Consider the following 13279-nt stretch of genomic DNA (forward strand, 5'->3'; position numbering starts at 1 on the left):
TTAGCCAGCGGTTGCCGGGCTCTTCTGCCCGCGGCGATACAGAAGCCGCGGCGCAGGGCCGTGGACGACTGACATGGCCTTCACGCGACAGCTTCGTCGTCGCATCGCGCTCGTGGCCATCGCCACGGGCGCCGGGCTGCCGTGGGCGGCACAGGCGCAATCGAGCACGGTCAACGGCACGGTGGCGCTCAGTTCGCAGCTGGTCGATCGCGGCCTGGCGATCACCCAGGACACCGCCGTGCTGCAAGGCGCCGTGTCGATTGCGCTGCCCTCGGGCTGGTCGTTCGGCGCCTCGGCCAGCGCCGAGCTGCGCGACGTCTCGCCGCCGGCCGAGGCCTTCGTGCAGGCCTCCCGCTACTGGCGGATCGCGCCGGACTGGCAATTCCAGGCCGGGCTCGTCTACTACGACTACCCCGGACGCGGCGGCGGCGCGTTCAATCGTACGGAAGGCAGCGTCAACTGGATCTACCGCGACGTGCTCACTCTCGGCGTATCGGCCATCTACCCCACGGGCAGCTCCAGCAACCGGCTGCGGGGGGCCGCCGACGTGGCCTTCCACTGGCCGCTGCCGTGGAATCTTTCGTTTTCCGCCGGCGCCGGCTATGCCCAGACCCAGGTGCCCTACTACCGCAGCTACGCCAACGGCCAGGGCGGCAGTTACGGCTATCACGGCGGCGACCGCGTAAACTCCTATGGCTACGGCCACCTGGGCCTGATCTGGGGCCACGGACCGTGGCACGTGGAGCTCGACCGGATGATCGTCGACCACGCCATGCGGGCGGAAAACCTGGCCGCTTCCCCCTGGGTGGCCACGATTTCGTTCGATTTCTAAGCCACGGCAACCATTTCGGCCTGATCGGGCACTTACGTAGCAATACCTGATGCGTGCGTCCTACCCATGAAAGATGCCGATATCGACGCTGACGAGACGGACCGCCTGCTGCTCCAACGCATGGCGGCGGGCGACCGTGCCGCGCTGACGACGCTGTACCGCAGCTACCACGGACGATTGTGCCGGTTCCTGTCGCGGCTGACGCGACGGGCCGACCTGATCGAGGAAGTCATCAACGACTGCTTCTGGGTCGTGTGGCAGAAGGCCGAGAGCTTCAAGGGCGAGTCGCGCGTGTCGACCTGGATCATCGGCATCGCCTACCGCTGCGGCCTCAAGGCGCTGCGCCAGCGTGGCGACGAGCCGGTGGACGACGAAGGACTGCCGGAAGACCGCCTGCCGTCCCACGACCCCGGCGAGGACCGCGAACTGCGCGACTGGCTGAGCAAGGGCATGGAACGGCTGTCGGCCGACCAGCGCGTGGTGGTGGAACTGGTCTACGGCGTGGGCCACACGCTGGACGACGTGGCCGCCATCATGCAATGCCCGGTGGGCACGGTGAAGGCGCGGCTGTTCCACGCGCGAGTGAAATTACGAAACGTACTTCCAGCCTTGGCTGGTGACCAGCTCACGCAGAAAGAGAGCGTGCCATGAAGTTGACGAAGGATACCGACAGGGATTGTGCCCAAGCCTGGGAAGCGATGCCGTGGGTGCTGCAGGACAGCGCCTCGCAGGAGCAGAGCGCCTGGCTTACCGATCACCTTGCCCGCTGCGAAGCCTGCCGCGAAGAGTTCGCGCAGCAGAGCCAGCTGCGGCTTGCACTCGCCCTGCCCACCGAGATCGAGCTCGATCCCGAAGTCGGCCTCAAGCGCCTGCTGGGTCGCATCGATGCGGCGGAAACGGAACAGACCACCAGCCATGCGCGCAGCGTGCGCAGCGGCACCTGGTTCACCCGCGCGCTGGTCGCCGCGGTACTGGTGCAGGCGCTCGGCATCGGCGTGCTCGGCGTGAAGCTGTGGTCCGAAGATGCGGCGCAGACCTACCGCACGCTCAGCGATCCGGCGCAGGCGGCCATGCCCGGCGCCATCCACGTGGTGCCGGATGCGAACATGAAACTGGCCGACTGGAACACGCTGCTGCATTCGCTGCAGTTGCAGGTGGTCGGCGGCCCGAACGACGTGGGTGCCTATACGGTGGTGCCGGCGCATGCGCCGGCCACGCAGGACACGCTGCAGCAGCTGCGTGCGACGCACGGCATCCGCCTCGCCGAACCGGCCACCAGCAGCCCGTGAACACGTGTCCATGAAACCGGGTCTGTTGTTGCTACTGCTGGCCGTGACGGTGCTGAGTGCGTGCGCTCCTTCGCGGCCGGCATCGCAGCAAGGCACCACCGTCACGCCGTCGGCAACGTCGAGCGACCACGTGGCCGCCATGAACAGCGCCCGCGACATCGTGCTTGCCGTCGCCAACCCGCAGGAGCCGCCGCCCACGCATGCCGGTTCCAGCATGCTCGGCTATGCGCCGCCGACCAACTACGGCGCGGGACAACGCGCCATCTCCATGCTCGCCAACATGCGCGAGCACTACGGCTGGCGTGAAGTCACCGGTTGGCCGATCAAGGCGCTGAGCCTCTACTGCATCGTGCTCGAACCGCCGGCCGGCATGAGCCGCGAGGATCTGCTCGCCGCCCTGGCCAAGGACGAACGCGTGGCGCTGGCCCAGCCGCTGCAGGATTACACCGTGTATTCCGCGCAGAACGCCGACGGCCCGCACAAGTACAACGATCCGTACGCCGACCTGCAGCGCGGCTTCGTGGAAACCGATGCCGCGCTGGCGCACAACACCAGCCAGGGCGACGCGGTGCACATCGCCATCGTCGACACCGGCGTGGACACCGCGCACCCGGACCTGCAGGGCCGCATCCACGACGTCAGCAACGAAGTGGACAGCGACCCACCCGCCTTCAACCGCGATCCGCACGGCACCGAAGTGGCCGGCATCATCGGCGCCATCGGCGACAACCACGTGGGCATCGTGGGCATCGCGCCCAAATCAATCCTCAGCATCTACAAGGCGTGCTGGTATCCCACCACGGTGGAAGCCGGCGCGCGCTGCAACTCGTTCACGCTGGCCAAGGCGATGGCGGCGATCCTCGATACCGATGCGCGGGTGATCAATCTAAGTCTCGGCGGCCCCGCCGATCCGTTGCTCAACAAACTGCTGATGCAGTTGCTCGAGCAGCGGCGCATCGTGGTGGCCGCGCTGCCGCCCGACGGCAGCACGCGAGGATTCCCCGATAGTGCGCCCGGCGTACTGGTGGTGCGGGTGAGCGGGGCCAAGCCTGCGCCGCCCGATGTGCTCAGCGCGCCGGGCAACGACATCCTCACCACCCAACCCGGCGGGGGCTACGACTTCACCTCCGGCTCGTCCATGGCTGCCGCTCACGTGAGCGGCATCGTTGCGTTGTTGCTTGCGCTGTCGCCGGAACTCGATGCGCACAGCATCCGCGAGCTGCTGCTGAGCACCAGCAAGACGGTGGGCGGCATGCGCCAGGTGGATGCCGCTGCGGCGGTCACCGCGCTGCGCAAGAACCTCGCCTCGACCCGGCGTTGACGGGCCGGCTCCCTTCCCCACCATCGCGGATCCCCACCGTGAAGCAAAACGCCGAAGCTCCCTCCCGCCTCCCCGACGTCGCCGTCCAGCCCCATCTTGGCGGCGCCCTGGATTGGGTCGGCATGGCGGGCATCGTCGCCCCCGTGCGCATCGATGCAGGGGACGGGACGACGCAAGCCGTGCATGCGCGCATCGATGCCTTCGTCAACCTGGTGCGCACGGACCGGCGCGGCATCCACATGTCGCGCCTGTACCTGCTGATCGACGAATACCTCGGCGCCACGCCGCTCAGCCCGTTCACGCTGGAGCGTCTGCTGCGCGCCTTCCTGCAGTCGCATCACGAGCTGGCCGACCGCGCGCGCATCCAGCTGCGCTTCGATCAGCTGGTGCGGCGCAAGGCGCTGCGCAGCGATCACCATGGCTGGCGCAGCTATCCGGTGAACATCGAGGCCACGCTGGGCCACGACGGCTTCGCAGTGACACTGGCGACCGACATCGTCTATTCCTCCACCTGCCCCGCCTCCGCCGCGCTCGCGCGCCAGCTGATCCAGCAGCGCTTCGCCGAGGATTTCCCGCCGGCAGCGAGCGTGCCGCACGCCGAGGTGCTGGCCTGGCTGGGCAGCGAACAAGGCATCGTGGCCACGCCGCACGCGCAGCGCAGCATCGCCCACGTCTCGGCCCGGCTCGCCCACGATGCACCGCTGGATGTGATCGACCTGATCGACCGGGTGGAAGCCGCGCTGGGCACGCCGGTGCAGACGGCGGTGAAACGCGAGGACGAGCAGGCCTTCGCGCTCGCCAATGGCAGCAACCTGATGTTCTGCGAGGACGCCGCACGCCGCATCCAGCGCGCGCTCGATGCCGACGACCGCCTCGCCGATTTCCACGTGCGCCTGGAGCACCAGGAAAGCCTGCATGCGCACGATGCGGTGGCGTTTGCGAGCAAGCAGGGGCGCTAGCAGCAACACTTTCCACGACCGCCTTCACACCTTGTTGGCGAGCCTGGGTATCGACTTGAGCGGACGCCCTGCGACCCGGCATGGCCCCTGTGGAGACCCCTCGCATGTCCGAGCACGTCTACAAGTCCATCGAACTCACCGGCTCCTCCAAGACCAGCTGCGACGACGCCATCCGCACCGCCATCGCCCACGCGTCCAAGACCGTGCGCAATATCCGCTGGTTCCACGTCATCGAAACGCGCGGTCATGTGGATAACGGCAAAGTCGAGTACTGGCAGGTGACGCTGAAAGTCGGCTTCACCCTCGAATAACCCTCTCGTGGATCGTTGTGCGATGCGCCTGCTCATCGCGAGCAGGCATGTCGCGCTGTGCCACGATGCGAACTTTCCTGCTGGAGTCATTGCATGCATATCGATCTCAGCGGCCGCACGGCCATCGTCACCGGCTCCACCGCGGGCATCGGCCTGGCCATCGCCAGCGGCCTTGCCGGCACCGGCGCACAGGTGGTCGTCACGGGCCGCACCCAGGCGCGCGTGGACGAGGCCATCGCCTCGATCAAGAGCGCCGTGCCGAAAGCCAGGCTCACCGGCGTGGCAAGCGACCTGGGCAGCGCGGAAGGCGCACGCCAGCTGATTGCCCAGGTGCCGGACACGGACATCCTGATCAACAACCTCGGCATCTTCGAGCCCAAGCCGTTCTTCGAGATTCCCGACGACGACTGGATGCGCTTCTTCGAAGTGAATGTGTTGAGCGGCGTGCGCCTGTCGCGGCATTACGCCCAGGGCATGGCCAGGCGTGGCTGGGGTCGCATCCAGTTCGTGTCGAGCGAGTCGGGCCTGCAGATTCCCGCCGAAATGATCCACTACGGCACCACCAAGACGGCGCAGCTGGCGGTCTCGCGCGGCCTGGCCGAAGCGCTTGCCGGCACCGGCGTCACCGTGAATGCCATCCTGCCGGGGCCGACGCGCTCCGAAGGCGTCGGCGACTTCTTCGCCAAGATCGCCAAGGACCAGGGCATTTCGCAGGACCAGGTCGAGCGCGATTTCATCCAGACGCATCGCCCCTCGTCACTGCTCAAGCGTCTTGCCACGGTGGAGGAAGTGGCCAACCTGTCGGTCTATCTCGCTTCCGAACAAGCCTCGGCCACCAACGGCGCGGCCATGCGCGTGGATGGCGGCGTGGTGCGTTCGATCGCCTGAGCGGCGCGGCAGCGCCTGGCGTCAGGACAACAGCCACGCGACGCAGCGATCGATATCGCCGGCCGCGTGCCAGCCGTGCAGCGCGATGCGCAGATAGCCTTCGCGCGTGCTGGTGCTGATGCCGCGGGCTTCGGCGTTGCGCAGAAGTTCTGCGCAACGTTCCGCCGGCAGCGCGAACGACAACGTCGAACCGACCCGGCCCGCCTGCACCAGCGCATCGAGTCGACGCGCTTCGGCCGCCCACGCCGGATGCTTGGCCAGCGCCGCCAGCAATGCGCGTTGCAAACCGGTGATGTGCGATTGCAGCGCCGCCGCGCCGCCGCTATCCACCAGCAGGCGGATGGACGACGCCAATGCCGCGCACGAGAGAATCGACGGACTGCCTGCTTCCAGTCGCCGTCCGTCGTCGGCCCACAACGCATCGCTGACGGTCTGAGTGCCGCCCTGCGAGAAGTGATCGGGTGCCGACAACCACGTGCCCAGCGGAATCAGCTGCTGGCGAAACGCGTGATCGGTCCACAGCAGGCCCTGACCCTGCAAGCCAAGCAAGCCTTTGTGTCCACCGGTGGCGAACGCACTCACGCCGTCGAACGAGGTCGCCATCGTGCCCGCACCCTGGATGCCGTCGACGACGAGATGCACGCCGCGCTCGCGACAGCCGCGCCCGAGCTTTTCCAGGTCGAGTCGAATGCCATCCTGGTAGCGCACCCACGACACCGCGATCACCCGCGTGCTCGGCGTGATCGCCGCCAGCAGACGTTGTTCGGGTTCGATCGAGGCATCGGGCACAGCGGCAGGCTGCGCGGCATGGCCGTCCCACAAGGCCACTTCCGTGCAACTCACGCCCTTGCTCGCCAGCGCCAGCCACGGCAGCCGGTTGCTGGGGAATTCGCCCACGGGAATAAGCACCTCGTCGCCGTGCTGCCAGGGATAACCCAGCGCCACGGCTTCCAGCCCACTCGACGTGCACGTCACCAGACTCATGTCCCGCGCATCGACGCCAAGCAAGGTGGCACCGACCTCGCGCAATGCGCGCTGCACGTCCAGGAAATCCCCGTTCCACTGCAGCTCCCACGGCCGCAGCTCGGTGCCCAGCAGCGCGCGCAACGCTTCGGCGGAAGCGCGTGGCAGCACGCCGTCCTTGCAGTGCGAGAGCCACAGCACTTCCGGCGGCAGGTCGAACAGATCGGGAGACAACAGGGGAGCGGCAACGGGCGGCACTGCGCGTATTCCATGCATCGGAAAGATGGCGACGCTAGCACAACGGATTACGCGCACGCCCCGGAGGAATCCGCGCGTTACGCATTCACACCGTCTGCACGAAAACGTCCGCGTGCTGTGTCCGCAGTCCGCGATGCTTGTCCGGACATCGTCCGCGGACACTGCATGCACGACGCAGCACTTTCCCGAAATGGCTCAACGGCGCGGCTTTTCAGCGATATGCGAGGTTGGCACGGGCCTTGCCATATACCCAGTGAAAGCCACCCAACCCCGTCAAGGAGTACGACCATGAAATTCGAGAACCTGATGCTGCACAGCCTGTTCGCCGCCTGCCTGCTGGTTTGCGTGCTGACCCTGGGCGCCATGATCGCTGCCCCCGCCGTTTACACCAACGCCTCCGTGGCGAGCGCAGCGCCCGCCGCCGCAACGGCCCAGCCGGCCGGCTGAGGAAAAGAAGCTTGCACGCGCTCTTGATCGTCGCGGCATCTGTTGCCGCAACACATGACGGTCCGCTCACCCGGCCGCCCTCACAAGACTAGCCCCGGGATCTCCCGGGGCTCGATGAAACTCCCTCTCGCCTGACTTCAGCGTCCGCCGGACGCGCGGCGAGTGAGCTCGGTCAGTCCGTGCCGTTCCATCAAGGTGTAGACCTGCTCCCACCACCAGCGGCGATCCGCCGGCTCGATGGTCGAGGATGGAACATGGGCCAGTTGTTCGAACGCCGCCCAGAGGTTTTCCTCGGGGGCATCGAGCATGGCCAGGCGGATCAACTCCGCATCGAGTTCGGCAAACCTGCTCGCCAGCTGTTCTCTGGAGTAACGCACGATCGTTGCACCGCTGCTTCGATTCGCGCACCGTGGCACCGTCGCCTTTCTCCTTCATTTCATGCGGCAGGCGTCGCCCTGCAGCCTTCGCGCTTGACGCTGATTTCACCCGTGAAAGAGGACTCTTTTGCCCTCTGTGGGAGCGCACTGGTGCGCGACAGCCGGATCGCGGCGCGAGCTGCCAACTTTCTGTCGCGCACCAGTGCGCTCCCACAAAAACACGTGCCAGCCGCGTCGAATTTTTTGCAGCCGACAACCCGCCCGGCGTTGGCTGTGCGACGCACGCCATCCAAACGGAACACCAGCCACAGGGACATTCGCGCAGGGGAGATCAACGTGTCTTCGCGTTGTCGTGCGCGTCTGCTTTGCTGGTTCCCGCTCGAACGCTTCAACCCACACGCTGGCGTCACCGGCGCCAGGCTCCCGTCCCGCGCAACACAACCAACAGGTGAAAGCACATGGGCAGCAGCACGATCACCACCAAAGATGGCGTCGAGATCTACTACAAGGACTGGGGCAAGGGCCAGCCCATCGTGTTCAGCCATGGCTGGCCGCTGTCCGCCGACGACTGGGATGTGCAGATGCTGTTCTTCCTCGCCCAGGGCTATCGCGTGATCGCGCATGATCGTCGTGGCCATGGCCGCTCCACCCAGACCGAAGACGGCAACGACATGGAACACTATGCCGACGACCTGGCCGCGCTCACCGAGAAACTCGACCTGCACGATGCCATCCACGTCGGCCATTCCACCGGCGGCGGCGAAGTGGTGCGCTACGTGGCCAAGCACGGCTTGAAGCGCACGGCCAGGATCGTGCTGATCAGCGCGGTACCGCCGGTCATGGTGAAGAGCAAGCAGAACCCCGAGGGAACGCCGCTGGAAGTCTTCGACGGCTTCCGTGCCGCGCTCGCGGCCAACCGTGCGCAGTTCTACATCGACGTCGCCTCGGGTCCGTTCTACGGATACAACCGGCCTGGCGCCAAGCCCTCCCAGGGCATCATCGACAATTGGTGGCGCCAGGGCATGATGGGCGGCACCAAGGCCCATTACGACTGCATCAAGGCGTTCTCCGAAACGGATTTCACCGACGACCTGAAGAAGATCGACAAGCCCGCCCTGGTGTTGCATGGCGACGACGACCAGGTGGTGCCGTACAAGGATGCCGGCGTGCTGTCGGCGAAACTGCTGAAGAACGCGACGCTGAAGATCTATCCCGGTTTCCCTCATGGCGCCCCGACCACGCACCACGAGGCGATCAACCAGGACATGCTGGCGTTCTTCAAGAGCTGATCCTCCGGGCAGCCCCTGCGCTCGCTCCGGGGGCTGCTTCCCGGGCGCACCGGCAGCCTGCCGGTGCCGGTGTCCGATGCTTCGGCCACACGCCCTCCTCACGCCGTTCACATCGCCATCGATATACCGATGGCGTTGCCGTGGTGCGTGCTTTCCACCGCGCTGGTCGACCGCCCCCGCTGCCAGCGCGCCCTCTGCACGGCCTGTGACCGGAGCCACGGTGACTCGACAAGGATCGTCCGATAGTCTGGCGCACGATTCCCGGGAGACAGATGGCAGTGCCGGCTCCACGCTCACACGATGAAGAACGACGGCTCGAACGCCTGCTCTCGCTCGGCGTGCTCGACACCGAGGCCGAACCGTTGTTCGACGCACTTACCAAGGCCGCCTCGTTGCTCACCGGTGCGCCGATCGCGCTGATGACCCTGGTCGACGATCGGCGCCAATGGTTCAAGTCCAACGTGGGCCTGGATGGCCCCACGGAAACCTCGCGCGACGTGGCGTTCTGCTCGTACACCATTCTCGACGACCGCCCCTTCGTGGTGCCGGACGCATTGATGGACCCGCGCTTCGCCAACAACCCGCTGGTCACCGACGCCCCGCATATCCGCTTCTACGCCGGTGCACCGATCAAGCTCAGCGACGGCCTGCGCATGGGTGCGCTGTGCGTCATCGATCGCCAGCCCCGGCAGCTGCCGGACGAACACGCCGCCATTCTCCGCCAGCTGGCGCGCGCCGCCGCCGAGGCCCTGGAACAGCGCAAGGCGGCGCTGGAACGCGGCGAATCGCTGCACCGCGAAGCCTTGCTGCACCGCCTGCTGATGGACGACCGCACGCGCCTCGCCGCGATCCTCGACGCCTCGCAGGCCGGCACCTGGGAATGGAACGTGCAGACCGGCGAAATGCGCTTCAACGAACAATGGGCCAGCATCCTCGGCTACGCGCTGGAAGATCTCGACCTGCTTTCATCGAGCGTATGGCGCGACATCCGCGAAGACGAAGGCGGCATCATCCAGGGCGCGCAGCGCCGCCTGACCCATCCCGACGACCTGCCGCAGATGGACGAACGCCTGCAGGAACACCTGCGCGGCGAACGCCCGCTGTTCGAGAGCGAGGCGCGTCTGCGGCACAAGGACGGGCACTGGCTGTGGGGCCTGCTGCGCGGCCGTGTGATCAGCCGCACCGACGACGGCCTGCCGCTGTGGATCTACGGCACCATGGTGGACGTGTCCGAGCGCAAGCGGATGGAGCGCCGCCTGCACGAAAGCGAGGCCTTCCTCGATCGCTCCGGCCGCGTGGCCGGCGTGGGCGGCTGGCAGTTGGACCTGGTCACCAACCAGCTCACCTGGTCCGACCAGACCTGCGCCATCCACGATCTGCCGGCAGGCCACCACCCCACGCTGAGCGAAGCGGTGCACTACTACGCCCCCGAAGCGCGCGAGCAGATCCAGCAAGCGGTGACCAAGGGCATCGAGGACGGCAAGGGCTGGGATCTCGAACTGCCGATGATCACCGCCAAGGGTCGCCACATCTGGGTGCGCGCCGCCGGCGCGGTCGAATTCGACCACGGCAAACCCTGCCTGCTGATCGGCGCGATCCAGGACATCACCGCGCGCAAGCAGGCGGTGGAATCGGTGCAGCGCAGCGAGCATCGCTTCCGCAAGCTATTCGAGGAAAGCCTGGGATTGATCTGCACCCACGATCTCAACGGCACCATCCTTTCGGTCAATCCCGCGGCGGCGCAATCGCTGGGTTATTCGATGGGCGAACTGCTCGGCCGTCCGTTCAAGGAGCTGATGGAACCGGCGCTGCATGGCATGTTCGACGAATATCTCCATCGCGTCACCACACGGGGCGTGGCGCACGGCCTGTTGCAGATCAAGGCCAAGGACGGACGCAGCCTGGCCTGGCAGTACCACAACTCGCTGGACATCGAGAACGACGAACCCTACGTGCTTGGCCACGCACTCGACGTCACCGAGCGCATGCGCCACGAAAGCCAGCTGCGCGAATGGAGCGTGCGCGATTCGCTCACCGGCCTGTTCAATCGCCGCTACCTGAGCCAGATCGCCGACAAGCTCGAGCGCGACGAACGCTGGGGTTGCATCATGATCGACCTGGAAAACTTCAAGTCGGTCAACGATACCCATGGTCATCAGCGGGGCGACGAAGTACTGGTGGCGATGGGCCACTTCCTCACCATGCATGTGCGCCCGAACGACATCGTGATCCGCTCCGGCGGCGACGAATTCGTGATCCTGCTGCCCAACGCGGGCGAACAGGAAACCGCGGCGATCATCCGACGCCTGGAGGCCGCGCGCGCCAGCGCCCCCATCCGCTTCACCATGGGCCACGCCATCCGCTTGCGCGACACGCCGCTCGATGCCGCATTGGCCAGCGCGGACAACCAGCTCTATCGCGTGCGGCGGGAGCGCGGCTACCAGGGGCGCTGAATCGCGGCAGCGCCCTCGCCTCTCGCTCAGCGGAACAGGTTGGTCTTGGCCAACTCGATCAGCTCATCGCCGCGTCCGTTGATGACGGTGCGCAATGCCCACAGCCCGAAACCCTTGACCTGTTCCAGCGTGATATTGGGCGGCACCGCCAGTTCCTGCGTATTGGTCACCACGTCGAGCAAGGCCGGGCCATCATGAGCGAGGATGTCCTTGATGGCGGCAGCGAGATCCGCCGGATCTTCCACCCGGATCGCATGCACCCCCACCGCACGCGCCATGGCGGCGAAATCCGGATTCACCAGCGAGGTGCCGGTTTCCAGAAAACCGCCCGCCTTCATTTCCAGCGCCACGAAACCCAGCGTGTGGTTGTTGAACACCACCACCTTCACCGGCAGCTTGTGCTGCACCAGGGTGAGGAAGTCGCCCATCAACATGGTGAAGCCGCCGTCGCCGGAGAGACTGATGATCTGCCGCTTCGGATAGGCGGCCTGCGCACCGATCGCCTGCGGCATCGCGTTCGCCATCGAGCCATGCACCAGCGAACCGACCAGCCGGCGTTTGCCGTTCATGCGCAGGTAGCGCGCGGCCCATATCGACGGCGTGCCCACGTCGAAGGTGAAGACGGCATCGTCCGACGCCGCTTCGCTCACCAGCCTGGCCAGGTACTGGGGATGGATCGGCTTGCGGCCCGGATGGCCGGTCGCCAGTTCGTCGAGTCCCTCGCGCGCCTTGCGGTAATGCGCAACGCAGGTATCGAGATAGCTCGTGTCCTGCTTCGGCTTCAATGACGGCAGCAACGCCTCGATGGTGGCGGCTACATCGCCCACCATGCCCAGGTCCAGGCGCGCGTGGCGGCCCAGGCTGTCGGCGCGCAGATCCACCTGCGCGATCTTCGCTTCGGTGGGATAGAACTGCCGATACGGAAAGCCGGTGCCGAGCATCAGCAGGGTGTCGCAGTTCAACATCGCGTGATAGCCGGAACTGAAACCGATCAGGCCGGTCATGCCGACGTCGTAAGGGTTGTCGTATTCCAGGTATTCCTTGCCGCCAAAGGCGTGCACGATGGGCGCCTGCAGCGTCCCGGCCAGCTTCACCACCGCATCGTGCGCACCGGCGCAGCCACGGCCGCACAGCAGAGTGATCTTCTTGCCATCGTTGAGCAGTTGCGCCAGCGCCACGATGTCCTCGTCCGCAGGACGCACCACCGGCGCGCGAAGTGCGATCGAACCACCGGCCGACGGCTTCGCCTCCAGTTCGAGCAGGGCCACATCGCCGGGGATGACCACCACCGCCACCCCGCGCAGGCCGATCGCCGCGCGCATGGCGCTCTCGAGCACGGCCGGCAATTGTTCGGGCGTGGAGACCAGTTCGCAGTAATGGCTGCACTCGCGGAACAGCGATTCCGGATGCGTCTCCTGGAAATAACCGCGACCGATTTCCGCGCTGGGAATCTGCGCCGCAATCGCCAGCACCGGCACGCGCGAGCGGTGGCAATCGAACAGTCCATTGATGAGATGCAGGTTGCCGGGGCCGCAGCTTCCTGCGCACACCGCCAGCTCCCCCGTCAGATGCGCCTCGGCCCCGGCAGCGAACGCCGCAGCCTCCTCGTGGCGCATATGAATCCAGTCGATGTCGCCGCGCTCGCGCAACGACTCGGTGATGCCATTGAGGCTGTCCCCCACCACGCCGTAGATCCGGCGCACGCCCGCGACATGCAGCGTTTCCGTAACGACATCAGCCACTTTCGTATGTGCCATAACCCAGGCCCCTTCGATGGAAGACATGCGCCGCACGCGATTCCAACGAGTATCGCCTCGCCGATGTGACAACCATGTCAGCCGGTACTGGCCAGATTCGCATCCGCACGACTCGGCTGAGCCGTGCGGATGCGC

The 13279-nt window shown here is 66.4% G+C and carries 13 protein-coding genes; 10 read left to right on the top strand and 3 right to left on the bottom strand.

The features are described 5' to 3' along the window. Positions 1-73: 73 nt before the first annotated feature. From ACN9MB_RS14975 to ACN9MB_RS15005, 7 genes are all read left to right on the top strand, one after another. On the top strand, positions 74-832 hold the full coding sequence (locus ACN9MB_RS14975) for a TorF family putative porin (RefSeq protein ID WP_426269451.1): 759 nt from the start codon (positions 74-76) through the stop codon (positions 830-832). Between the two features lie 66 nt (positions 833-898). Further along, positions 899-1483, top strand: coding sequence for an RNA polymerase sigma factor (locus ACN9MB_RS14980; protein ID WP_204634325.1), 585 nt, complete (start codon positions 899-901; stop codon positions 1481-1483). After that, positions 1480-2121: a zf-HC2 domain-containing protein gene (locus ACN9MB_RS14985; RefSeq protein WP_426269452.1), complete on the top strand. Its 642-nt coding sequence runs from the start codon at positions 1480-1482 to the stop codon at positions 2119-2121. The genes ACN9MB_RS14980 and ACN9MB_RS14985 overlap by 4 nt, the downstream gene beginning before the upstream one ends. 10 nt (positions 2122-2131) lie before the next feature. Further along, positions 2132-3442, top strand: a complete 1311-nt coding sequence (locus ACN9MB_RS14990) for a S8 family serine peptidase (RefSeq protein ID WP_426269453.1) — start codon at positions 2132-2134, stop codon at positions 3440-3442. 38 nt (positions 3443-3480) lie between these two features. Next, complete coding sequence (gene folE2 / locus ACN9MB_RS14995) at positions 3481-4401, top strand: GTP cyclohydrolase FolE2 (RefSeq protein WP_426269454.1); 921 nt, start codon at positions 3481-3483, stop codon at positions 4399-4401. Positions 4402-4505: 104 nt separating this feature from the next. Beyond that, positions 4506-4712, top strand: a complete 207-nt coding sequence (locus ACN9MB_RS15000) for a dodecin (protein ID WP_204634321.1) — start codon at positions 4506-4508, stop codon at positions 4710-4712. Positions 4713-4805: 93 nt separating this feature from the next. Continuing rightward, positions 4806-5600 (top strand): SDR family NAD(P)-dependent oxidoreductase, encoded by a 795-nt coding sequence (locus ACN9MB_RS15005; protein ID WP_204634320.1) that lies wholly within the window; start codon positions 4806-4808, stop codon positions 5598-5600. Positions 5601-5621: 21 nt separating this feature from the next. Here ACN9MB_RS15005 and ACN9MB_RS15010 read toward each other — a convergent pair whose 3' ends face one another. Beyond that, positions 5622-6821 (bottom strand): aminotransferase class V-fold PLP-dependent enzyme, encoded by a 1200-nt coding sequence (locus ACN9MB_RS15010; RefSeq protein WP_426269455.1) that lies wholly within the window; start codon positions 6819-6821, stop codon positions 5622-5624. 288 nt (positions 6822-7109) lie between these two features. On the opposite strand from ACN9MB_RS15010, the gene ACN9MB_RS15015 reads away from it, so the two are divergent. After that, a complete protein-coding gene (locus ACN9MB_RS15015) occupies positions 7110-7268 on the top strand; it encodes a hypothetical protein (RefSeq protein WP_204634318.1) in 159 nt (52 codons plus the stop codon). Between the two features lie 137 nt (positions 7269-7405). Here ACN9MB_RS15015 and ACN9MB_RS15020 read toward each other — a convergent pair whose 3' ends face one another. Continuing rightward, entirely contained in the window at positions 7406-7645 is a 240-nt protein-coding gene (locus ACN9MB_RS15020; RefSeq protein WP_204634317.1) for a hypothetical protein, read from the bottom strand. A gap of 458 nt (positions 7646-8103) precedes the next feature. Between ACN9MB_RS15020 and ACN9MB_RS15025 the strand changes: the two genes are divergently transcribed. Further along, positions 8104-8934: an alpha/beta fold hydrolase gene (locus ACN9MB_RS15025; protein ID WP_426269456.1), complete on the top strand. Its 831-nt coding sequence runs from the start codon at positions 8104-8106 to the stop codon at positions 8932-8934. A 272-nt stretch (positions 8935-9206) separates the two neighbouring features. Continuing rightward, entirely contained in the window at positions 9207-11387 is a 2181-nt protein-coding gene (locus ACN9MB_RS15030) for a PAS domain S-box protein (protein WP_426269457.1), read from the top strand. 26 nt (positions 11388-11413) lie between these two features. Here ACN9MB_RS15030 and poxB read toward each other — a convergent pair whose 3' ends face one another. Next, a complete protein-coding gene (poxB, locus tag ACN9MB_RS15035) occupies positions 11414-13144 on the bottom strand; it encodes a ubiquinone-dependent pyruvate dehydrogenase (protein ID WP_426269458.1) in 1731 nt (576 codons plus the stop codon). Positions 13145-13279 lie beyond the last annotated feature (135 nt).

Origin of the sequence: Dyella kyungheensis (assembly GCF_049913195.1) — a bacterium.
Lineage (GTDB): Bacteria > Pseudomonadota > Gammaproteobacteria > Xanthomonadales > Rhodanobacteraceae > Dyella > Dyella kyungheensis.